This is a genomic window from Maritimibacter sp. UBA3975 (assembly GCF_002384975.1).
GTDB lineage: Bacteria > Pseudomonadota > Alphaproteobacteria > Rhodobacterales > Rhodobacteraceae > Maritimibacter.
Genome location: NZ_DGCP01000009.1, coordinates 66793 through 88245, shown reverse-complemented (window position 1 = coordinate 88245; position 21453 = coordinate 66793). Strand labels below are relative to the sequence as shown.

Genomic DNA, 21453 nt, shown 5'->3' with positions numbered 1-21453 from the left:
ATGACCTGCTGGCCATAGCAGATTCCGAGGATCGGCACGCCGAGATCGAACACCTTTTCCGGCGGACGGGGTGAACCGTCGTCGATGACGCTGGCGGGGCCGCCCGAGAAGATCACCGCCTTGGGCGCGAAATCCTCAAGAAAGGCGTCAGTCACGTTCTGATATGGGTGGATTTCGCAATAGACGTTCAGCTCCCGCAGGCGTCGCGCGATGAGCTGCGTCACCTGGCTGCCGAAGTCGATGATGAGGAGGCGGTCGTGTTCGGATGTCTCGATCATAGCCGCTGATTAGGCCCCGTCCGCTTTGCTGGCAAGCGTGAAACACATCGGGCTGCGCGCTGACCGTGAAATCCTTGCGGAGTCGCCCGCAGGTCACGAAGGTAGCGCAAAACCGATGAAGGAGTGAGCGATGAGCGATGATGTCTATCTGGTGCCCGCCGAGGAGATCGCTGAGATGGAAGGGCTGGCCAAGACCCATTTCCTCAATCCCGACGCAAAGAGGGTGAACAAGTCGCTGGGCGACCTTGCAGGTCTCACTGGCCTTGGCTTTCACATCATCGACGTGGCGCCGGGCCACGCGACCACCGAGCATCACGTTCACTACCATGAAGATGAGTGCGTCTATGTGCTCGAGGGTGAAGCGACAGCGCATATCGGCGACACGGCGCTCCCAATCAAGGCCGGGGACTTCATCGGCTATCGCAAGGGCGGTCTGGCCCATTCGATCGTGAACACCGGCGACGTTCTCCTGCGGTGTATTGTCGTGGGCGAACGGCGCGATCACGACGTCGGCGACTACCCGAAACTGGGCAAGCGCATCTACCGGCAGGTCGGGCTGCCTTGGAACGTGGTCGATCACGCCGACATCGTCACCCCTACGGGCACGGGGAAGAAATAGGCCCGGCGCCCGCGTCGTTTTCGCCCGCGAAGCGTCGCAAAACCTCCCGACCCTGCGCCAGCCGACCTGTATCAGGGGGCAGGATCAGGCGCGGAGAATGACTATGGTCGAGGATACAGCAGTCGAGGGACGCAAACGGCGCGCACGCGGAGGCGGCGGGGCAGCCCGGCGAGCCGAACGCACCACGCATCGAATCGAAGGCGCACCCCCCATCGTGCGCAAGACGCCAACGCTCGACATCCTCGACGAAGCGACGATCGAGATCATCGAACGCAACGCCGAAACGGTACTCGAGGAAATCGGCGTGGTCTTTGCCGAGAATCCCGGCGCTCTGGAGCTCTGGCGGCAGGCCGGGGCCGACGTGCGGGGCGAGCGGGTGCATATCCCGCGCGGTCTGGCCCGCAAGCTGTGTGAGACCGCTCCGTCCAGCTTCACCCATCATGCCCGCAACCCGGAACGGTCGGTAGAGATCGGCGGCAACAACCTCGTCTTCGCGCCGGTCTATGGCCCCCCCTTCGTGCGCGATCTGGATGGCGGGCGACGTTACGCCACGATCGAGGACTTCCAGACCTTCGTGAAGCTAGGCTACATGTCCAAGTGGCTGCACCTCTCCGGCGGCACGCTGTGCGAGCCGACCGACATCCCGGTCAACAAGCGCCACCTCGACATGCTGATGGCCCATATGACCCTGTCCGACAAACCCTTCATGGGGTCCGTGACGGACAAGGAATGGGCCGCCGATTGCGTGGAGATGTGCAAGATCCTGTTCGGAGCCGACTTCGTCGACCAGAACACGGTGATGACCTCGCTCGTCAACATCAACTCGCCGCTGACGTTCGACAGCGTGATGATGGGGACGCTCGAGACCTATGCGGCCGCCAACCAGGCCTGCATCATCTCTCCCTTCATCGTGGGTGGCGCGATGGCGCCGGTGACGGTCGTTGGCACGCTCACGCAGGTTCTGGCGGAAGTGATGGCGGGCGTGGCCTACAGCCAACTGGTGCGTCCTGGCGCGCCGGTGATCTTCGGTGCCTTCGTGACGTCCATCGACATGAACTCCGGTGCGCCGACGTTCGGCACGCCCGAGGCGAGCCAGATCACGATGGGCGCGGGGCAACTTGCCCGGCGCATGGGGCTGCCGTTCCGTTCGGCAGGGGGCTTCACCGGGTCCAAAGTGGTGGATGCGCAGGCGGGCTACGAGAGTGCCAACAGCCTTCAGATGGGGATGAACGCCGGCGTCAACTTCATGCTGCATGCCTGTGGCTGGCTTGAAGGCGGGCTGGTAGCCAGTTTCGAGAAGTTCGTCACAGACGCCGACCAGCTCGGCACGCTCCACAAGTTCGCCGCCGGCGTGAACGCGGATGAAAACGGGCAGGCGATGGACGCAATCCGGGAGGTGGGGCCGGGCGGTCACTACCTTGGCTGTGCCCATACGCACGCCAACTTCAAGGAAGCGTTCTGGCGCACCGAAGTGCTGGACTACAAGCCCTTTGAAACCTGGGACGAAGAGGGCGCCCGGACCACCGTCGTGCTCGCCGCCGAGCGCGTGCGCAAGATGCTGGGCCAATACGAAACGCCCTATATCGACCCCGCAGTCCACGAGGCGCTTCAGTCTTATGTGGCGCGCCGCAAGGATGAGATGCCGGACGCCTACGGCTGACGGTCGGCATCTGCCTCCGGGCACATTTCGGCAAGGACGGCGGTCATCACGGCGACATGATGATGCGGCGCATAGCTGACGTCACCCGTGCGCCGGGCGGCGTCGAGGCCCGATTCGCGGTCGAGGAGCGCGTCTATTTCGCTTGTTGTGCGCGGGGCACGGCCCAGAATCCGCTTCAGATCGCGGGTTCTGTCAAAGCTTTCCAGGCCGTGACGGGCGGCTCTGAGGAGCAGTTTCGGGCGGCGCAGGCGGGTGAGTTCTGTGTGCTGAACAGTCATGGCATCCTCCGGTTTCGATGTCTCTGCACCTTCGTGCCACAACTTTAAGGCGTGTTGCGCCGCGGCAGGGAGTAGCGTTCGCCGCCTTTCCAATCCCTTATTTGTTGCCGCCGCAGGGTTTCCGTATCGCCGAGAGCTTGTGGATAAAATGGCGAAATGATGATTGCCTGTGGATAAAGACTCGCTTTAAGGTTGAGTCGTTTCCCAAACGGAAACGCTCAGAAGGCCCGGAGGACCAATGAAACACGTCGTCTCTACGTCTTGCCCGACCAAGCAACCTTTGCCCGCCTGGGTGCCAGATGCGGTTCGAACCTATCTCGCCCATGTCGAAGGCGGGACATCGCTACGCCATCTGGCACGTCAGACAGGTGTTCACGCCTCCACCGTCATGCGGCAGGTGCGACGTTGCGAAGGACTTCGCGACGATCCGCTCGCTGATGCAGCTCTCAAGTCACTTGAAACGCTTTGGCACAACCGGGCACGCGCGAGCGGACCGGAGCGCCATGGAGGCCGTGAGAGACCCATGACACGCACCGCGCAAGATACCGATCGCCTTGACCGTGAAACCCTCCGGTCCCTCAGGGCCTTGTCGGAACCCGGAGCGTTGCTTGTGATTGCGGACGGCGTCGAGGATGCCGTCGTCGTGTCCCATGTCGAGGACGACCGCCCTGTGCGCAGGGCTGTGGTCCCGCGGGACGTGGCTGAGATCCTGTCGCTCAAGGAATGGATCGCAGGCCACGCCAAGGGGCGGCTGGCGCGCTATACGATCACACCGGCCGGACGTTCGGAACTGGGCCGCCTCGTCGCGGCCGCGGAATCGCATCGGGCTGCGACCCAAGGCGAGCCGGTGGGCACGGCGTCAACAGGGCAGGGAGGGGCGCGCAAGGCGCGAACAGCGGGTGCAGAGCCACCCCTGCGGTTCCTCGCACGGCGCAAGCGGACGGATGGTGCCCCATTCCTGACGCCCGACATGGTGCGCGCTGCCGAACGATTCCGTGAGAGTTACGAGATTGCGCGGGCGGGCGACGCACTTGGCGATGACTACGAGGGGCTTCTGACGGGTCGGGTCCGGATGCCGAAGCAGGCGACGAATGGTGGCGCGGCGATCGCGGTGTCCCGTGATCTTCTGGCCCTCGAAAGTCTTCTGAAAGCGGTCAGGACGCTGGGGCCGGAGTTGGCCGAGGCCGTAATCCTCGCATGTTGCCGCGAAACCGGAATGGAGCAGATCGAGGACAAGCTCGATTTCCCGGCCCGGTCCGGCAAGATCATTCTGCGAATCGCGTTGGGTGCGCTCAAGCGTCACTATGATGAGGTCGGGGATGAAAACCACGACCTCATCTATTGATGCGCACTATCAGGCTGACTTGGCTTGCGCCGTCACGACAAGGACATCGAAGTCGAGGCCTGGAAAACTCGTCCCGATCTCGCTTTTTACGAGTTCGGGACGCGGCAGATTCTCGGCAAAGGCGCGGTATCGACCGTCGAAACCGCTATCGACGAGACGATTGGCGACCTCGACGCAATCAAACCCGTTGGAGACGAGCGGTGACAGAACCACATGCGGCTGATGCATCTCGATGACTTCTGCCGTTAGGTCCGTGAACTCGACAAAATGAGCTCCCGGAAGCGGCTCTTGCCCCGATTTTCCGGCGTCGTCCTGTGTTCTCCCGACAGCGAGCACACGCAGAGGCTGCACGGATATCTCCTCGGACCGCTCGTCCCTGTCAACGCTTTTGGCGTTACCCAATTGACCCATGGTCGGCAATGCCCTCCCTTGTAGGATCAGGTTCGGCCATCTGTCCAAAATCACGCACTCTCACTATGGTTGATTTTTGAAGCGATTGCAAAGCCCTGCTTTTCACGTTTCCCGCGTTGCGGCATACAGGCCTCATGGGACCGCCTGGAGGACCCGATGGGACCGGAAACATTCATCAAAGCCATTCCGATGGCCTGCGCTGTCATCGGCGAAGATGAACGGATTCGGGCGCTCAATGTCGCGGGCGAGGCCCTGTTCGGGTCCGCGGTGGTCGGTCGGCATTTTGCGGCAGTCCTGCGCCAGCCTGCACTGCTAGATCGGATCGAGGGGGCGCTGGCCTCCGGCCGTCCTGCCCAGTCACGCTACGTCTACACCGGCGCGGCGCGAGAACGGACGTTCGAGGTCGCCATAACCCCGATGGAGAGCGAGCCAGGTGTCATCCTCGCCTTCGACGATGTGACCGCGCTGGCCGAAGCCGGCGAAATGCGCTCGGAGTTCGTGGCCAACGTCAGCCACGAGTTGCGCACGCCACTTACCGCCATCAGTGGATTCGTCGAGACTCTGCGCGGACCCGCCCGCGACGATGCGGCCGCGCGTGACCAGTTTCTGACGATCATGGAGAGCGAGACGCGTCGGATGCACAGGCTGGTCGATGACCTCCTGTCTCTCGCGCGCGTGGAAGATACCGAACGCCTGCGGCCTTCCGGGGAGCAGGATATCGCGGGACTCGCGACCTCGGCCGCCCAGAGCCTGAACGGACACGCCGCAGAGCACGGGGTGGCGCTTCACCTCGAAGGGATGGACGAACCGGTTTTCGCGCCGGCAGATCCCGACCAGATCATGCAAGTCTTCACCAACCTTATCGAGAACGCCATAAAATATGGAGGGGCAGGGGGGTCGGTGACTGTGTCACTGGCACAGGTGGCGCATGACCCGCGCCTCAGAGGGCCGGGCGTCATCGTGGCGGTGACCGATACCGGCGAGGGAATCGACGAGCGCCACCTTGGTCGCCTGACCGAGCGGTTTTACCGCGTGGACACGCACCGGTCGCGTGGCAAGGGCGGCACCGGGCTTGGCCTGGCGATCGTGAAACACATTGTGAACCGGCATCGCGGGCGGCTGCGGATCGAAAGCACGCTGGGCGAAGGCAGCCGGTTCAGCGTGGCGCTCCCAACCGCCTGACGCCCGAACCGGATCCATCCGAAGATGAATTCCGGCTTGTTACACGTTTGTTACAAATCTGTCGCAAAACCATTGTGGACTCACCATACGCAAGCGCTCAGTGCGGCCAAGGCAATGCCCGCCGCCTGCTGCAAACCAAATCAGGAGACATCCATGTCCTTTGCGAAACTGACCGCCTCAACGCTGGCGATCACCGCCGTGTCCGCCTCTGCCGCCATGGCTCAGTCGCGTGACAACGTGCAGGTTGCCGGCTCGTCGACCGTGCTTCCCTATGCGTCGATCGTGGCGGAAGCCTTCGGTGAGAACACCGACTTCCCGACCCCCGTCGTGGAATCAGGCGGGTCGTCTGCCGGTCTCAAGCGCTTCTGCGAAGGCGTGGGTGAAAATACCATCGATATCGCCAACGCCTCCCGCGCGATCCGCGAGTCGGAAATCGAAACCTGTGCCGCAAATGGCGTGACGGACATCATCGAAGTCCGCATCGGCTACGACGGCATCGTGTTCGCGTCCCAGCAGGATGGCCCGGCCTTCAACGAGTTCGTGCCCTCCGACATTTTCAACGCGATCGGCGCCCAGGTGCTGGTCGACGGTGAGATCACCGAGAACCCCTTCAACACCTGGGCCGAGTTCAACGGTGACCTGCCGGATGTGGAAATCGCCATGTTCATCCCCGGCACCAAGCACGGGACGCGTGAAGTGTTCGAGGACAAAGTCCTCCTCGAAGGCTGCGAAGCCACCGGCGCGATGCAGGCCATGATGGACGGCGGCATGTCGGAAGACGACGCCGAAGACGCCTGCCTCGACGTGCGTCAGGACGGCAAGTCGGTCGACATCGACGGCGACTACACCGAAACGCTGGCCCGCATCGACGCAAACCCGAACGGCATCGGCGTGTTCGGCCTCGCGTTCTACGAGAACAACACCGACAAGCTGAAAGTGGCCACCATGTCCGGCGTCGCACCCAACACTGACAGCATTGCCTCGGGCGAGTACCCGGTGTCGCGTCCGCTCTACTTCTACATCAAGAAAGCCCACATCGGCGTCATCCCGGGCGTCAAGGAATTCGCCCAGTTCTTCGTCGCCGACGAACTGGCCGGTCCGTCCGGCCCGCTCGCCAACTATGGCCTCGTGTCCGATCCCGAGCTTTCGGCCATACAGGAGATGGTGGCGAACGAAGAAACCATGTAATCCGGCTGCCGGCCCGATTGCCGGGGGCGGCCTGTTTCGCCGCCCCCGTTTTCCTTTTTGGACCTTTGCAAGCGTAACAACGGACACCAGGACACGGGGGCTTCATGCCAATACTCTGGCTTTTCCTGATCGTGCTCGCGATTGCCGCGGCGGGCTATGTGATCGGTCGATCCCGCGCTGTGGCGAGCGTCGGCGGAGACCACCGCAAGATGCACTCGCTGGCGAGCTTTTATGGCTCCAACGTGGCCATCAAGGTGTTCGTCCCCGCGTTCCTCTTTACCATCGCCTGGTTGCTAGTTCAGCCGATCGTGGTCAACGCCACCGTCTCGGACATGATCCCCGAGGCCGCCATCGCCGACAATTCGTCGCGCGGTCTGGTCATGGCCGAAGTGCGCAGGATCGCCGACGGGCTCGACAGCGCCGTGGCGGCGGGTGGGATGAGCGCGGACTTCGCACGGACGCCGCAGACTGACCTCGACGATGTAACCCAGCGTATTAAGGATGCCGGCGGCGTCGTAACCTCCGACATTACCGCACCCGTTCTGAACGCGGCGCAACGCTACCGCGCTATGAACGGGACCGGCAATTTCATCATGTCCGGCCTCGCGATCCTCATTGCGCTTGGCGGGGCGTGGTGGGGTATCCGCGAGAGCCATGCAGACTTCCGCGCCCGTAATACCGTCGAGACGTCGATCCGCGCGCTCCTCATCGGCGCGGCCTCCATCGCGATCCTGACCACGTTGGGAATTGTCCTGTCGCTGATCTTCAACACGATCGAGTTTTTCCGGCTTTACCCGGCCGCAGACTTCTTCTTCGGAACCAACTGGGCACCGAGCTTTTCGGGGCGGGGCGGATCTTCTGACCTTGGTGTTCTGCCGCTCCTGTGGGGCACATTCTATATCTCTATCGTCGCGCTCGCCGTGGCAGTACCGATCGGGCTGTTCGCGGCGATCTATTTGTCAGAATACGCGTCCAAGCGCGTGCGGTCGGTCGCCAAGCCTCTGCTCGAAGTGCTCGCTGGCATTCCGACCATCGTGTATGGCTTGTTCGCACTGCTGACCGTCGGTCCGCTCCTGCTTGAGATCTTCGGCAAGGACGGGCTTGGCTGGATGCAAGCCGGGACGGCAGTGATGACCGCCGGTCTGGTGATGGGCATCATGCTCATCCCCTTCGTTTCGTCGCTGTCGGACGACATCATTAACGCCGTGCCGCAAGCGCTGCGTGACGGGTCGTACGGGCTGGGGGCCACCCAGTCCGAAACGATCAAGCAGGTCGTTCTGCCCGCAGCCCTTCCGGGGATCGTCGGCGCCATCCTTCTTGCGGCCTCGCGCGCCATCGGCGAGACGATGATCGTTGTGCTCGGGGCAGGGGCCGCAGCCCGCCTGAGCCTCAACCCGTTCGAGGCGATGACCACCGTGACCGCCAAGATCGTGTCGCAGCTTACCGGGGACGCTGACTTCGCCTCGCCCGAGGCGCTCGTGGCCTTCGCGCTCGGCATGACGCTGTTCGTCATCACGCTCGCCCTCAATGTCCTCGCCCTCTACATCGTGCGCAAATACCGGGAGCAGTACGAATGACCGACACCAGCCTGCCGCAGAACGCGCCGCGCGGGTCGAACTCGATCCTCGCCACCGATGCGCGCACGAAAAAGCGTAACGCCGCCGAGAAACGCTTTCGCGCGCTCGGCATGGGAGCCATCGGGATTGGCCTGTTCTTCTTGATCGTGCTTTTCACCACGATCATCCGCTCCGGCGCGCCCGCTTTCACGCGCACGGTCGTGGACGTGCAGTTCACGCTCACGCAGGCGCAATACGACGAAGCGGAAGGGACGCTGTTCAAGACGGCCGCCTATGCCGATCTTTTCATCGCACAGCTGGGAGAAATCCTTGCAGAGCAAGATGTCGCCGCGGACTTCGATGCCGAGTCGATTGAGCGCACGCTGGGCAAGGTTGGCGGAACCCTGCGTGAATTCTACCGCGCGAATGAGGATCAGCTGGATCAGCCCGTCAACTTCAGCCTTGCCACCTCGTCGCGGGTCGACGGCTATCTCAAAGGTCGCGTAACGCTTGAGGGGATCGAAGACAGCCGGTTCCTCATGGCCTCGGACCTCGACCTTGTGGACGAGTTGCAGGCAGCGGGCGTGATCAAGAGCGAGTTCAACTGGCCCTTCATCACGGGCGCCGATTCCGGCGTCGACAATCCGGGCGGGGCAGGGATCGGTGCCTCGGTCGTGGGGTCGTTCTTCATGATGCTCGTGGTGCTGGCACTCGCGCTGCCCATCGGCGTGGCGGCATCCATCTACCTCGAGGAGTTCGCGGTTCAGAACAGGTTCACGGACCTGATCGAAGTGAACATCTCGAACCTGGCCGCCGTGCCGTCGATCGTCTTCGGCATCCTGGGCCTTGCCGTGTTCATCCAGTTCGCAGGCCTGCCGCAGTCGGCACCGCTCGTCGGTGGGCTCGTGCTGACGCTCATGACGCTGCCCACAATCATCATCTCGACCCGCGCGGCGCTCAAGGCGGTCCCTCCGTCGATCCGCGAGGCCGCACTCGGCGTCGGGGCCTCCAAGATGCAGACGGTGTTCCACCATGTCCTGCCGCTCGCCATGCCCGGCATCCTGACCGGCACCATTATCGGCCTGGCGCAAGCGCTCGGTGAGACCGCGCCGCTCCTGCTGATCGGCATGGTGGGCTTTGTCGCGAGAGGCTACCCAGACGGGTTCCTCACCGGCTTCACCGAAGCCAACTCGGCAATGCCCGCGCAAATCTACACCTGGGCGGCGCGCGCAGACGCGGCATTCTACGACAAGGCATGGGGCGGGATCATCATTTTGCTGATCTTCCTAATGTTCATGAACATCCTGGCGGTGATCCTGCGCCGTCGTTTCGAGCGTCGCTGGTAAGGCGGGGCAGGAGGACACTATGATGAAAGACAATGCAGACGAACGGATCGGGGTGGATGCCATGGACATCAAATTCGCGGCGAAGGATGTGCAGGTCTATTATGCCGACAACCATGCCATCAAGGACGTCTCGGTCGATATCCTCGACAAGACCGTGACGGCCTTCATCGGCCCGTCCGGCTGCGGCAAGTCCACGTTCCTGCGCTCGCTCAACCGCATGAACGATACCATCCCGATTTGTCGGGTGGAGGGCGATATCAGGCTCGATGGACAAGATATCAACGCGCCCGAAGTGGACCCGGTGCAATTGCGCGCCAAGGTCGGCATGGTGTTTCAGAAGCCAAACCCGTTCCCCAAGTCGATCTACGACAACGTCGCCTACGGACCGCGCATTCACGGTCTTGCCCGTGGCAAGGCTGAGCTTGACGAGATCGTCGAGAAATCCCTGCGCCGTGCTGCCATCTGGGACGAAGTGAAGGACCGCCTGGATGCGGCCGGGACAGGGCTTTCGGGCGGTCAGCAACAGCGCCTGTGCATCGCGCGGGCCGTGGCGACCGAGCCGGAAGTCCTTTTGATGGACGAGCCTTGTTCGGCGCTCGATCCCATCGCTACGGCACAGGTCGAGGAACTGATCGACGAACTGCGCCAGAGCTACTCGGTGATCATCGTCACGCACTCGATGCAGCAGGCGGCACGGGTCAGCCAGAAGACGGCGTTCTTCCATTTGGGCAACCTCGTCGAATACGGCGACACCACTGATATCTTCACCAATCCGCGTGACACGCGGACGGAAAGTTACATCACCGGCCGGATCGGCTGAGGAGAGCAGGACCATGAACGACGCACATATCGCAAAGGCTTTCGACCGCGACCTCGAAGGCGTTCAGGCGCAGGTCATGAAAATGGGAGGCCTCGTGGAGGAGGCCATCCGGGACTCCGCCAAGGCGCTCAAATCGCGCGATGTCGAACTGGCCGAGCAGGTTCGGCAAGGAGACCGTCGCATCGACGAGCTTGAGGATCTGATCAACACCCAATGCGCCCAGGTTCTGGCCTTGCGCCAGCCCGCCGCCGGCGACCTGCGCACGGTCCTGACGGTGATGAAAATCGCGGGCAACCTTGAGCGCATCGGGGACTACGCCAAGAACCTCGCAAAACGGACAGAGGTTCTCTCGCACATGCAACCGATCGAGGGGGCCTCCAGCGCGATCAAACGCATGTCGAAAGAGGTCGAGAAAATGCTCTCGGACGCGCTCGACGCCTATGTCCGCAGGGATGCGGCACTCGCGGAAGACGTGCGTCACCGCGACCTTGAAGTCGACCAGATGTATAACGCGCTTTTCCGCGAGTTCCTGACCTTCATGATGGAAGACCCGCGCAACATCACGGCCTGCATGCACCTTCATTTCATTGCGAAGAACATAGAACGAATGGGGGACCATGTGACGTCCGTCGCTGATCAGGTCATCTACCTCGCGACCGGTCAGTTCCCGGATGAGTCGCGCCCGAAGGACAATCAGTCCATCTACCGCGTCGATAGTGTGGGCGAGGCGGAAGAATGACCAGCGACAAGCCGCTCGTGCTGCTTGTCGAAGATGAGCCTGCGCAACGGGAAATCCTGCGTTACAACCTCGCCTCCGAAGGTTACGACGTATCTATTGCCGAGAACGGCGACGACGCGCTTGTGCTGGTGGATGAAATCGGGCCCGACCTGATCCTGCTCGACTGGATGCTGCCCGGCGTGTCGGGGATCGAGATCTGCCGGCGCGTGAAAACCCGACGGGAATCGAGCGAGATTCCAGTCATCATGCTTTCGGCCCGGTCCGAAGAGATGGATCGGGTGAGGGGGTTGGAGACCGGCGCGGACGACTACATGGTCAAACCGTTCTCGGTTCAGGAGCTCATGGCCCGCATCCGTGCCCAGCTTCGCCGCACGCGGCCAGCGTCGGTCGGGTTACAGCTCGTCTACGACGACATCATTCTCGACGGTGAAACGCATCGCGTCACACGCAATGGCGACCCGGTAAAACTGGGCCCGACGGAATTTCGGCTCCTGACGACGTTCATGGAGAAACCGGGCCGCGTATGGAGCCGCGAACAATTGCTGGATCGGGTCTGGGGCCGCGACGTGTATGTCGACACGCGCACCGTGGACGTTCATGTGGGGCGGTTGCGCAAGGCTTTGTGTAAGACCGGTGGGGAAGACCCTCTGAGAACCGTCAGGGGGACGGGGTACGCTCTCGGCTAGATTTGGCGAGACTCGCAATACGAGAATACGATGTCTCTAAATGCAACACACCTTCTGCGTATAATCAGTATTATGTAATATCGATCGGTTGCCAAAAACACATCCCCGTCAGAGCCTTATGCGCAATCTTTCAGATCTGAGTACAATATCTTACGAGAAACTTTCGCAAATCATCGAAGGAAAACTCGTGACACCCATACGAAAGGTGGCAATCCTGTTCTTGCCATGCGAGTTTCATGGTTAACGAGATGCCCCCAAAGTATGGGCGTCCAGCATATGGGAACGGGAATAACACAGAATGCTTGAGATCCTGGAGCAACTGGTGCGGGCTCGCACACTGCAACAGGTGTGGCAGTTACACTGCGCACGAATGGCCGCTTTTGGATTCGACCGGTTGATCTACGGCTACACACGCTTCGCTACGCCGAACTCGGTTGGCGAGTTGATGGACGCGCTCTTCCTGACAAACCATAATCCCGACTACTTCGAGCAATTCATCGAGGAACGGATGTTCCTGCATGCCCCCCTCACCCGCTGGGCACGCGAGCACGAGAGCGGTTACTGCTCCTGGGGTGCACTGTGGACGCGGCCCGAAGACCTGACGGACAAGGAACTGGAAGTCATCTCGTTCAACCGTGCCATGAATGTCTTCGCCGGCTACACCGTGGCCGTCCCGACGGCTTCGGCACGTTCACATGCGCTCTTTGCGCTTGCAGGCCAAAAGGAACTGAGCCAGGGCGAGCTTGATCGTATTTGGGCGGACCACGGCAAGGAAATCGAGATCCTGTGCAATCTCGTGCATCTCAAGATCGCTTCGCTCCCAATCGAGACCAACCGACCCAAGCTATCGAAACGCCAGCTCGAGGTTCTGGAGTGGGTCTCTGAGGGGAAGTCGAACCAGGATGTCGCGACGATCATGGGCGTGTCCGTTCCGACGATTGAGAAGCACCTGCGGCTCGCGCGCGAAAAGCTCGGCGTTGACACCACGCCGCAAGCCGTTGCGAAGATTACCTTTTTGAACCAAATCCACGTCCGCAGTTCCGAGCAGGCGGATTCCATCAAACTCAATGACGATGCGGAGGACGCGGCCGGGATCGGGCGACGATTGCGCAGCACGGACCCTGGCGATCTGGGTATTCTCTGACCCGAGGCACCGGCGCAACATTCTTTCGGAGGTAAGGAAAACCTTACTGGAGTCTCTTGCGGAAATGCGAGAGTGTGTCTCTGTTCCGTGAGTGGTGGCATTATTGCCTTTTGGAGCGCGGGATGGGGATCCTGCAATTTCAGGACGACCCCATTCCACCCCAAAATCTTCCCGCAAAGACTTGATAAAGTACAAAAAAACCCGGCTCGGAGAACGAACCGGGTCAATTTTGTCCGGACCGGCGCCCTGCCCCGGTCCGTTGATATTCTGGCGATCAGGCGCCGGCGGCTTTTGCCACCTCGGCTGCGAAGTCTTCTTCTTCCTTTTCGATGCCTTCGCCCACTTCCATCCGGATGAACCCGGTGATCGTGGCCCCCGCTTCTTTTGCGGCGGCTTCGACGGTCAGGTCCGGATTGACGACGAAGTTCTGACCGAGGAGCGTGACCTCGGAGAGGAACTTCTTCATCCGGCCTTCGATCATCTTTTCGATCACCTGTTCCGGCTTGCCGGATTCGCGGGCGATCTCCATCTGGATCTGACGCTCTTTCTCCACCACCGCCGGGTCGAGTTCGTCGACGTTCAGCGCGGCGGGGTTTGCAGCGGCCACATGCATGGCGACCTGCTTGGCAAAGGCTTCGTCACCGCCGGTGGTGGCGACGAGAACGCCGATCTTGCCCATCCCGTCGGCCACGCCATTGTGGACATAGGGCGCGATCGTCTCGCCTTCGATTTTTTCCATCCGGCGCACGCCCATGTTCTCGCCGATCTTGGCGATTGCATCGGTGATCATGGTCGCGACCGTGGAGCCGTCGATATCGGCGTTCTTGAGTGCCTCGACGTCGTCGATCTTGAGCGCCGCATTGGCGATCTTGGCGACCATGCCCTGGAATTCGGCGTTCTTTCCGACGAAATCGGTTTCCGAATTCACTTCGACGGCGATCCCGGTGTTGCCTTCGACGGCCACGGCGACGAGGCCTTCGGCTGCTGTGCGGCCGGACTTCTTGGCGGCGGTGGCGAGGCCCTTGGTGCGAAGCCAGTCCATCGCGGCATCCATGTCGCCGTCGGTCTCGGTCAGCGCCTTCTTGGCATCCATCATGCCAGCGCCGGAAATTTCACGGAGTTCTTTTACTTGTGCGGCTGTGATCGCCATCTCGGCTCTCCTTACGTCTGGATCGGGGTCCGTTCGATTGAACGGGTCCGGGGGCGGTCTGCCCGCCCCCGGTTACAGGGCTGTGACAGGCTCAGGCTTCCGCCGACTCCGTCGACTCGGCCACGGCCTCTTCCTGAGGGGCCTCTTCGAGCGCGCCGACGTCGATACCGGCGGCCTCGAACTGACCCGACATACCATCGAGTGCGGCGCGCGCGGCCAGATCGCAATAGAGCGCGATGGCGCGGGCGGCGTCGTCATTGCCCGGAATGATGTAGTCGATGCCGTCAGGCGAGCAGTTGGTGTCGACCACGGCCACGACCGGAATGCCCAGCTTGTTGGCTTCCTTGATGGCGAGGTCTTCCTTGTTCACGTCGATGACGAAAAGGAGGTCGGGACGCCCGCCCATTTCGCGGATGCCGCCGAGCGAGGCCTGAAGTTTGGCCTGGTCGCGTTCGATGCCCAGACGCTCACGCTTGGTTAGGCCTTCTGCGCCGGCTTCCAGCTGCTCGTCATAGGTCTTGAGCCGGTTGATCGACTGGGACACGGTCTGCCAGTTGGTCAGCGTGCCGCCGAGCCAGCGGTGGTTCATGTAATACTGGGCCGACTTTTCGGCGGCTTCAGCGATCGGCTTGGAGGCCTGACGCTTGGTGCCGACGAACAGGATGCGACCGTTCTTGGCAACCGTCTCGCGGATGACGTTGAGCGCGGCGTCGAGCATCGGGACCGTCTGGGTCAGGTCGAAGATGTGGATGCCGTTACGCTCACCGTAAATGAACTCACCCATCCGGGGGTTCCAACGCTGAGTCTGGTGACCAAAGTGAACGCCAGCTTCGAGCAGCTGACGCAGAGAAAATTCAGGGAGCGCCATGTCCAAGTTTCCTTTCCGGTTTGCGCCTCGGCGGGGCTTCAAGGGCTGTTGCCCAACCGGTGGACCTGCACGGGATGTCTCCCCGTCAGGCCCGACCCCGCCTGTGAAGTAGTCGGGCCATTACGGCGCTTCGGGCGCGAACGCAAGAGGCATCGACCGAATTGCGCTTGTTTTTGCTGAATTTCGCGTATGGTTCGACGAGTTGGCCGGATTGAACGATCCCGGACCTTAGTCGGAGAACACTATTGGCATACCCGCATTTCATCGACGCCTTTCCAACGCTCGACATACCGTTTCCCGAGGATGTGGTCGAGGCGCGGGCGATCCGTTCCGACGCCGGGCTCTTCGTATTCTTTTCGTTTCACAAGGATTTCGAGATTCCCGAGCATAGCCACAAGGCGCAATGGGGCACCTTGGTCGCGGGCGAGATCGAGATGACCATCGACGGCGAAACCCGGACCTTCGGCCCGGGTGACAGCTGGGACTTGCCCTCGGGCGTTCCCCACAGCGCCCGGATCAAGGCAGGGACGGTCGCGGTTGACGTGTTCGAGGAAGCGGACCGTTACCCGATCAAACCCTGAAACCGTCTCTGGCCGCTTGCGGTTTCCGTGGCGTGTTGCCAAAAGCAGCGCATGAAACGCCGCCCTGATATCCTCTGCATCGGATCGGTCCTGTGGGACGTCATCGGACGCACCGAGGCCGCGATGCGGCAGGGCAACGACGTACCGGGTCGGATCACACGTCTGCCCGGCGGCGTCGCGCTGAACATCGCCATGACGCTCCGCCGGTTTGGGCTGTCTCCTTCTCTACTGTCCGTGGTTGGCACCGACCCCGAGGGAGATGAGTTGATCGCGGCCTGTGAGCACATGGGGCTGTCCACCGAGGTACTCCTGCGCGACCCCCGCCTGCCCACGGACAGCTACATCGCCATTGAGGACGGCAAGGGGCTGGTCGCCGCGATGTGCGATGCGCATTCGCTGGAGGCCGCGGGCGATCGCATCCTCGCACCGCTGTTCGATGGGCGGCTGGGGAGCGAGGCTGAGCCCTTCTCCGGGCCCGTAGCACTCGACGGGAACCTGACCGAGGCTTTGCTGGTCGACGTCGCCGAACATCCGGCGTTTCGCAAAGCCGACCTGCGCATCGCACCCGCGAGTCCCGGCAAAGCCACCCGTCTGACTCCCCTCCTCGCCCATCCCGGCGCGACGCTCTACGTCAACCTCGAAGAGGCCGGGCTGATCCTGAACCGGACCTTCGACAGCGCCCATGCGGCCGCAGATGCGCTGATCGCAGCAGGCGCAACGCGGGCACTTGTCACGGACGGGGCATGCCCGGCCGCCCTTGGCGAATTTGCCGGCACGGTGAGCGACACGCCGCCTCAGGTGCCGCAAAAGCGAGTCACCGGCGCCGGGGACACCTTTATGGCCGCCCATATTGCCGCAGAGCTGAAAGGTGCGGTGGGCGTTGCCGCCCTTACCCGTGCGCTCGAAGCCGCGGCCACCTATGTTTCCGGAGAGGACCCCGCATGATCGACATCCGCTATTCCCCGGAAGTGGCCGAAGCCCGCGCCGCCGGGGCCGCCATCGTAGCCCTTGAGAGCACGATCATCACGCACGGAATGCCCTGGCCGGACAATGTGGAAACCGCGCGCGCCGTCGAAGCCGCAATCCGGGAAGAAGGCGCGATTCCGGCGACCATCGCCGTTCTGGACGGTGCCCTGCACGTCGGGCTGACCGACGCGGAACTCGACAAGCTGGGCCGGGCCGAAGGTGTCGCGAAACTCTCTCGCGCAGACCTCGCCGCCTGTCTCGCGACCGGCGGCACGGGGGCCACGACCGTCGCGGCCACGATGATTGCGGCTCATGCCGCCGGCATCCGTGTCTTTGCCACCGGCGGGATCGGTGGGGTTCACCGGGGCGCGGAGGAGAGCTTCGACATTTCGGCGGACCTTCTCGAACTTGCGACGACCCCGGTCACCGTCGTTGCGGCGGGTGCCAAGGCGATCCTCGATCTGCCCAAGACGCTTGAAGTGCTCGAAACCCATGGTGTTCCGGTGATCGCGTTCGGCCAGAACGCGTTCCCGGCTTTCTGGTCGCGCGACTCAGGTCTTCGAGCACCGCTGCGTATGGACGTGCCTGACCAGATCGCGCGGGCGGCGGATATGCGGGCCGCGCTCGGGCTGTCCGGCGGTCAACTCATCGCCAACCCGATCCCGGAAGACGCCGAGATCACGGGTGACGTCATCGGGCCCATCGTTGACGCGGCACTTGCCGAGGCGGCAGCGCGCCATGTGCAGGGCAAGGACGTGACGCCGTTCCTGCTCGATCACATCTTTCACGCGACGCAGGGACGGTCTCTCGTCGCAAATATCGCCCTCGTGCTCAACAACGCGCGACTTGGTGCCCGGATTGCACAGGCAATGGTCAGGACGCCGCTGTGAACCGCCAAATTGGCGAAAAGTGATACTCCAGCTTGTGATGGCCATTGCCGCGCCGCGCCGCAGCACTTAGGTTTATGCCTGCACTCCAGCGCTGGAAAAAAATGAACGCCAAACACTCCCCGCAAGACACGCCGCGCAGGCGCCGGCGTCTCCGGTTTTTCGCGGGATTCCGCAACAACTTCCTCACGGGACTGGTGGTCGTCGCGCCGATCGCGGTCACGATCTGGCTGATCTGGACCTTTGTGGGCTGGATCGACAGCTGGGTTTTGCCCTTCGTGCCGAAGAGCTACCACCCGGACATGCTGATCCAGCGCTACCTTGGCGACAAGGAATGGTTCATCGCCGTCTTTGGCGAGAACGTGACGGTCAACATTCGCGGGTTGGGCGTGGTGATCTTCCTGGTGTTCACCATCCTCGTCGGGTGGATCGCCAAGGGTATTCTCGGGCGTCAGTTCATCGCCTGGGGCGAGCGTCTGGTGGATCGGATGCCTGTCGTCCGATCCCTGTACAATGGCATCAAGCAGATCGCCGAGACGGTGTTTCAGCAGACGGAAACCAAGTTCGACAAGGCGTGCCTCGTCGAATATCCGCGCAAGGGGATATGGGCGATCGCGTTCATATCGACCAATGCGAAAGGGGAGATCGACCAACGCATTCCGGTGGATGAGGAACTCGTTTCTGTCTTCCTGCCGACCACACCGAACCCGACCTCCGGCTTCCTTCTGTTCGTGCCGCGGCATTCGGTCATCGAACTCGACATGTCAGTGGAAGATGCGGCCAAGCTCGTGATTTCCGCGGGCCTCGTCTATCCGAACAAGAAAGACACGGTGAGCGACGAGGGCGGTACGCCGCTACCCAAACCCGGCACATGACGGCGGCGCTCACCGGGTTCGCGACCGGGTTCTCCCTGATCCTCGCCATTGGCGCACAGAACGCCTTTGTCCTGCGGCAGGGATTGCTGCGTAGCCATGTCTTCTGGCTCTGCCTGTTCTGCGCAACGTCAGACGCCCTGCTCATCGCCGCAGGTGTTGCAGGCTTCGGCGCGCTGGTGGAGGCGCTTCCCGCCCTGCCCCTGGTCATGAGCCTCGGCGGTGCCGCGTTCCTGATCGCCTATGGCATCACCCGGCTGGTGGCGGCATGGCGCGGCGGTCAGGCGATGGAGATCGGCGGCGTGGACCAGTCGCTCTGGCGCACGCTGGCCATCGCGGCGGCCTTCACCTGGGCGAACCCGCATGTCTATCTCGACACGCTCGGGCTGATCGGCGCGGTGTCCACGCAGTACCCCGACTGGTCCACACGGATCGTGTTCGGCACCGGGGCCGTATTCGCGAGTTTCGTTTTCTTCTTCGGGCTGGGCTACGGCGCGCGGCTGATCGCACCGGTCATGCGCTCGGCGCGGGCGTGGCAGGTGCTCGATCTACTGATCGGGCTGACGATGCTGGCGATTGCGGCGAAGCTGATTATCGGCGTGATTTAGGCGCAGCGCCTGACGCTACGCCAGAGAAGAGGTGTCGCCTCCAAACGCATCACCCGATGCAAACTCGTCCGAGACAAACCGGGCCTAAGGCGACAGGGATGTACACGGGCCAAAGGGTGTGATCTGAGCCGATCAGAGGGAACGATGCATTGCGCCAAACCTGCTCGGCGGTCAAAAAAAACGCCGGCACTAGGGCCGGCGTTCAGTCATTGAGGCAGGTTTCATACAGGCAAGAAACCTATCGAGCAGTGCCCTCAATATAGAGGCAGCAGGTTCAGAGTCCAAGCTAAAAGTTTGAAAAGGCAAGGAACGCCCTCTAGGCTCAGGCTCAAACGAGGCGCAGCACAGGGGCATCTTGATATGACGCACGCAGTTTACCGCGGATTCGCTCAACATATGTGGGGAATCGCGCTGGCCGCTACCATGGGAAGTTTCACGGGCGCAGCGGGCGCCGAACCGATGCATGGGATTGCCATGTACGGCGACCCGGCCCTGCCGCCGGATTTCACGCACTTGCCTCAGGCAAACCCGGATGCGCCCAAAGGCGGCGAGATCGTGTTTGCCGAATCGGGGACGTTCGACTCGCTCCACCCGGTCATCACCAAAGGCAGCCCGCCCTGGCAACTGAGGTACATGATCTTCGAGTCACTCCTCGGGCGCTCCTACGACGAACCGTTCACGCTCTACGGTCTGCTGGCGGAGACGGTTGAAACCGGGCCGGAGCGTGAGTGGGTGGAATTCACCCTGCGCGAGGAAGCCGCGTTCTCGGACGGCTCTCCGGTCACGGTCGAGGACGTGATGTGGACGTACGAGACGCTCGGCACGCAAGGCCATCCTCGTTACCGCGGTTCCTGGTCCAAGATCGAGAGCATGGAACAGACCGGTCCCCGTTCGGTCCGGTTCAACTTTAACACGGTGGATTTCGAACTGCCGCTTATCATGGGACTGCGACCGATCCTCAAGAAGGCCCAGTGGGAAGGCGAGGATTTCGAAGAGTCCGGGATCGACGTCATCCCGATCGGCTCTGCGCCCTATGTCATTGGGGACTTCGAGGCGGGCCGCTACCTCGAGCTTACGCGCAATCCCGACTACTGGGGCAAGGACGTGCCCTTCATGCAGGGACAGGCCAATTTCGACACCATCCGCTACGAGTTCTTCGGTGACGGTGACGTCGTGTTTGAAGCATTCAAGGCCGGTGAAGCCAGCACATATCGCGAAACCAATGCCGAGAAATGGGCCACCCAGTACGACTTTCCTGCCGTGCAATCCGGCGACGTGGTGCTGTCGGAAATCCCGCATGAGCGCCCGACCGGCATTAAAGGATATGTGATGAACACGCGCAGCCCGGTGTTCGAGGACTGGCGCGTGCGCGAGGCGATGATTCAGGTCTTCAACTTCGAGTTCATCAACCAGACGCTCAACGGCGGGCGTGAGCCGCGCATTCAGTCCTATTTCCACAACTCCGTGTTGGGGATGGAGGTCGGGGAACCGGCCGAGGGGCGCGTGGCCGAATATCTGTCAGAATATGACGATCTGCCGCCTGGCGCCGTCGAAGGCTATGCCCTGCCCGCCTCGGATGGCTCCGAGCGCAACCGCGCCGGGATCGCCAAGGCGCTGGATCTGATGGCCGAGGCCGGGTGGACCGTCCAGGACGGCGTGATGAAGAACGCGGACGGCGAAGAGTTCACCTTCGAGATCGTGCTGAACCAGGGCGCGACGCAGGATCGTCAGATCATCGATATCTACGCCGCTGCATTGGAACGCGTCGGGATCACGCCGACGATCTCGCCGATGGATTCGGCTCAATACACCGAACGCACAAATACTTATGACTTCGACATGGCCCCCTACTGGCGCTCGCTTTCGCTGTCACCCGGCAATGAGCAGCGGCTCTACTGGGGATCGGCGATGGTTGAAGAGAATGGGTCGCGCAACTGGATGGGCGTGGAGTCGGAGGCCGTGGACGGACTGATCGAAGAGATGCTGACGGCGGAAAGCCAGGACGACTTTCAGGCTGCGACCAAGGCGCTCGACCGGGTGCTGACCGCCGGGCGCTATGTCATCCCGATCTGGTATTCCGACGTCTCGCGCGTGGCGCACGTCAAGGAACTGCATTACCCGGAGAAGATCCCGATGTACGGCGACTGGCTTGGCTTCCAGCCCGAGCTCTGGTGGTACGAGGAGTAACGTATTCCTAAGGAGCGCGCTCACGCGCGCGCAGGGTTTGCGCCGCCCCGGCTTTGCCAGGACGGCGCGGTGGGCGAGAGGG

At 62.2% G+C, this 21453-nt stretch carries 22 protein-coding genes; 17 read left to right on the top strand and 5 right to left on the bottom strand.

The annotated features are described in order from the left end of the window. On the bottom strand, nt 1-278 hold a 278-nt coding region (locus B2585_RS05335), incomplete at its 3' end, for a glutamine amidotransferase-related protein (RefSeq protein ID WP_414674039.1). A gap of 130 nt (nt 279-408) precedes the next feature. On the opposite strand from B2585_RS05335, the gene B2585_RS05330 reads away from it, so the two are divergent. Next, the gene (locus B2585_RS05330) at nt 409-897 is read left to right on the top strand and encodes a cupin domain-containing protein (protein WP_292020786.1); all 489 of its coding nucleotides are present in this window, start codon (nt 409-411) and stop codon (nt 895-897) included. Between the two features lie 103 nt (nt 898-1000). Further along, a complete protein-coding gene (locus tag B2585_RS05325) occupies nt 1001-2557 on the top strand; it encodes a trimethylamine methyltransferase family protein (protein ID WP_292020784.1) in 1557 nt (518 codons plus the stop codon). Here the strand turns inward: B2585_RS05325 and B2585_RS05320 are convergent. Further along, complete coding sequence (locus tag B2585_RS05320) at nt 2548-2835, bottom strand: DUF6477 family protein (RefSeq protein WP_292020782.1); 288 nt, start codon at nt 2833-2835, stop codon at nt 2548-2550. The two genes, B2585_RS05325 and B2585_RS05320, sit on opposite strands and share 10 nt — an antisense overlap. Before the next feature lie 586 nt (nt 2836-3421). On the opposite strand from B2585_RS05320, the gene B2585_RS05315 reads away from it, so the two are divergent. Beyond that, the gene (locus tag B2585_RS05315) at nt 3422-4180 is read left to right on the top strand and encodes a DUF6456 domain-containing protein (protein ID WP_292020780.1); all 759 of its coding nucleotides are present in this window, start codon (nt 3422-3424) and stop codon (nt 4178-4180) included. A 9-nt stretch (nt 4181-4189) separates the two neighbouring features. On the opposite strand, the gene B2585_RS05310 is transcribed toward B2585_RS05315, so the two are convergent. Further along, complete coding sequence (locus B2585_RS05310; RefSeq protein ID WP_292020778.1) at nt 4190-4531, bottom strand: hypothetical protein; 342 nt, start codon at nt 4529-4531, stop codon at nt 4190-4192. Between the two features lie 216 nt (nt 4532-4747). On the opposite strand from B2585_RS05310, the gene B2585_RS05305 reads away from it, so the two are divergent. The 8 genes from B2585_RS05305 (at nt 4748) to B2585_RS05270 (ending at nt 13252) form a co-directional block, all read left to right on the top strand. After that, a complete protein-coding gene (locus tag B2585_RS05305) occupies nt 4748-5773 on the top strand; it encodes an ATP-binding protein (RefSeq protein ID WP_292020776.1) in 1026 nt (341 codons plus the stop codon). Between the two features lie 153 nt (nt 5774-5926). Then, nucleotides 5927-6961 carry a substrate-binding domain-containing protein gene (locus B2585_RS05300; RefSeq protein ID WP_292020774.1) on the top strand — a complete coding sequence of 345 codons (1035 nt, stop codon included), beginning with the start codon at nt 5927-5929 and terminating at the stop codon, nt 6959-6961. Nucleotides 6962-7065: 104 nt separating this feature from the next. Beyond that, nucleotides 7066-8538 (top strand): phosphate ABC transporter permease subunit PstC, encoded by a 1473-nt coding sequence (gene pstC / locus B2585_RS05295; protein WP_292020772.1) that lies wholly within the window; start codon nt 7066-7068, stop codon nt 8536-8538. After that, nucleotides 8535-9863, top strand: coding sequence for a phosphate ABC transporter permease PstA (gene pstA / locus B2585_RS05290; RefSeq protein ID WP_292020771.1), 1329 nt, complete (start codon nt 8535-8537; stop codon nt 9861-9863). The genes pstC and pstA overlap by 4 nt, the downstream gene beginning before the upstream one ends. 22 nt (nt 9864-9885) lie before the next feature. Continuing rightward, on the top strand, nt 9886-10683 hold the full coding sequence (pstB, locus tag B2585_RS05285) for a phosphate ABC transporter ATP-binding protein PstB (protein ID WP_292022732.1): 798 nt from the start codon (nt 9886-9888) through the stop codon (nt 10681-10683). A gap of 13 nt (nt 10684-10696) precedes the next feature. Beyond that, nucleotides 10697-11422, top strand: a complete 726-nt coding sequence (gene phoU / locus B2585_RS05280; protein WP_292020769.1) for a phosphate signaling complex protein PhoU — start codon at nt 10697-10699, stop codon at nt 11420-11422. Continuing rightward, complete coding sequence (gene phoB, locus B2585_RS05275) at nt 11419-12108, top strand: phosphate regulon transcriptional regulator PhoB (RefSeq protein ID WP_292020767.1); 690 nt, start codon at nt 11419-11421, stop codon at nt 12106-12108. Before phoU ends, phoB begins: the two co-directional genes overlap by 4 nt. A gap of 298 nt (nt 12109-12406) precedes the next feature. Next, nucleotides 12407-13252, top strand: a complete 846-nt coding sequence (locus tag B2585_RS05270) for a helix-turn-helix transcriptional regulator (RefSeq protein WP_292020765.1) — start codon at nt 12407-12409, stop codon at nt 13250-13252. Nucleotides 13253-13526: 274 nt separating this feature from the next. Here the strand turns inward: B2585_RS05270 and tsf are convergent, their stop codons facing one another. Both tsf and rpsB read right to left on the bottom strand, forming a co-directional pair. Further along, the gene (tsf, locus tag B2585_RS05265) at nt 13527-14402 is read right to left on the bottom strand and encodes a translation elongation factor Ts (RefSeq protein WP_292020763.1); all 876 of its coding nucleotides are present in this window, start codon (nt 14400-14402) and stop codon (nt 13527-13529) included. 91 nt (nt 14403-14493) lie between these two features. Continuing rightward, nucleotides 14494-15270: a 30S ribosomal protein S2 gene (gene rpsB / locus B2585_RS05260; protein ID WP_292020761.1), complete on the bottom strand. Its 777-nt coding sequence runs from the start codon at nt 15268-15270 to the stop codon at nt 14494-14496. A 245-nt stretch (nt 15271-15515) separates the two neighbouring features. Between rpsB and B2585_RS05255 the strand changes: the two genes are divergently transcribed. The 6 genes from B2585_RS05255 (at nt 15516) to B2585_RS05230 (ending at nt 21371) form a co-directional block, all read left to right on the top strand. Further along, entirely contained in the window at nt 15516-15851 is a 336-nt protein-coding gene (locus B2585_RS05255; protein ID WP_292020759.1) for a cupin domain-containing protein, read from the top strand. Between the two features lie 51 nt (nt 15852-15902). Next, nucleotides 15903-16796: a PfkB family carbohydrate kinase gene (locus tag B2585_RS05250; protein ID WP_292020757.1), complete on the top strand. Its 894-nt coding sequence runs from the start codon at nt 15903-15905 to the stop codon at nt 16794-16796. Next, nucleotides 16793-17707 (top strand): pseudouridine-5'-phosphate glycosidase, encoded by a 915-nt coding sequence (locus B2585_RS05245; RefSeq protein WP_292020755.1) that lies wholly within the window; start codon nt 16793-16795, stop codon nt 17705-17707. The genes B2585_RS05250 and B2585_RS05245 overlap by 4 nt, the downstream gene beginning before the upstream one ends. A 101-nt stretch (nt 17708-17808) precedes the next feature. Then, a complete protein-coding gene (locus B2585_RS05240) occupies nt 17809-18579 on the top strand; it encodes a DUF502 domain-containing protein (RefSeq protein ID WP_292020753.1) in 771 nt (256 codons plus the stop codon). Beyond that, nucleotides 18576-19184 carry a LysE/ArgO family amino acid transporter gene (locus tag B2585_RS05235; protein ID WP_292020752.1) on the top strand — a complete coding sequence of 203 codons (609 nt, stop codon included), beginning with the start codon at nt 18576-18578 and terminating at the stop codon, nt 19182-19184. Before B2585_RS05240 ends, B2585_RS05235 begins: the two co-directional genes overlap by 4 nt. Nucleotides 19185-19607: 423 nt before the next feature. Continuing rightward, nucleotides 19608-21371, top strand: coding sequence for an extracellular solute-binding protein (locus tag B2585_RS05230; protein WP_292020750.1), 1764 nt, complete (start codon nt 19608-19610; stop codon nt 21369-21371). Nucleotides 21372-21453 lie beyond the last annotated feature (82 nt).

Coding starts and splice junctions, on each gene's coding strand:
- B2585_RS05240 (WP_292020753.1), top strand. CDS start 17,809: ATGAACGCCAAACACTCCCCGCAAGACACGCCGCGCAGGCGCCGGCGT.
- B2585_RS05325 (WP_292020784.1), top strand. CDS start 1,001: ATGGTCGAGGATACAGCAGTCGAGGGACGCAAACGGCGCGCACGCGGA.
- B2585_RS05235 (WP_292020752.1), top strand. CDS start 18,576: ATGACGGCGGCGCTCACCGGGTTCGCGACCGGGTTCTCCCTGATCCTC.
- B2585_RS05230 (WP_292020750.1), top strand. CDS start 19,608: ATGGGAAGTTTCACGGGCGCAGCGGGCGCCGAACCGATGCATGGGATT.
- B2585_RS05320 (WP_292020782.1), bottom strand. CDS start 2,835: ATGACTGTTCAGCACACAGAACTCACCCGCCTGCGCCGCCCGAAACTG.
- rpsB (WP_292020761.1), bottom strand. CDS start 15,270: ATGGCGCTCCCTGAATTTTCTCTGCGTCAGCTGCTCGAAGCTGGCGTT.
- pstC (WP_292020772.1), top strand. CDS start 7,066: ATGCCAATACTCTGGCTTTTCCTGATCGTGCTCGCGATTGCCGCGGCG.
- phoU (WP_292020769.1), top strand. CDS start 10,697: ATGAACGACGCACATATCGCAAAGGCTTTCGACCGCGACCTCGAAGGC.
- B2585_RS05245 (WP_292020755.1), top strand. CDS start 16,793: ATGATCGACATCCGCTATTCCCCGGAAGTGGCCGAAGCCCGCGCCGCC.
- B2585_RS05300 (WP_292020774.1), top strand. CDS start 5,927: ATGTCCTTTGCGAAACTGACCGCCTCAACGCTGGCGATCACCGCCGTG.
- pstB (WP_292022732.1), top strand. CDS start 9,886: ATGAAAGACAATGCAGACGAACGGATCGGGGTGGATGCCATGGACATC.
- pstA (WP_292020771.1), top strand. CDS start 8,535: ATGACCGACACCAGCCTGCCGCAGAACGCGCCGCGCGGGTCGAACTCG.
- tsf (WP_292020763.1), bottom strand. CDS start 14,402: ATGGCGATCACAGCCGCACAAGTAAAAGAACTCCGTGAAATTTCCGGC.
- phoB (WP_292020767.1), top strand. CDS start 11,419: ATGACCAGCGACAAGCCGCTCGTGCTGCTTGTCGAAGATGAGCCTGCG.
- B2585_RS05330 (WP_292020786.1), top strand. CDS start 409: ATGAGCGATGATGTCTATCTGGTGCCCGCCGAGGAGATCGCTGAGATG.
- B2585_RS05270 (WP_292020765.1), top strand. CDS start 12,407: ATGCTTGAGATCCTGGAGCAACTGGTGCGGGCTCGCACACTGCAACAG.
- B2585_RS05250 (WP_292020757.1), top strand. CDS start 15,903: ATGAAACGCCGCCCTGATATCCTCTGCATCGGATCGGTCCTGTGGGAC.
- B2585_RS05305 (WP_292020776.1), top strand. CDS start 4,748: ATGGGACCGGAAACATTCATCAAAGCCATTCCGATGGCCTGCGCTGTC.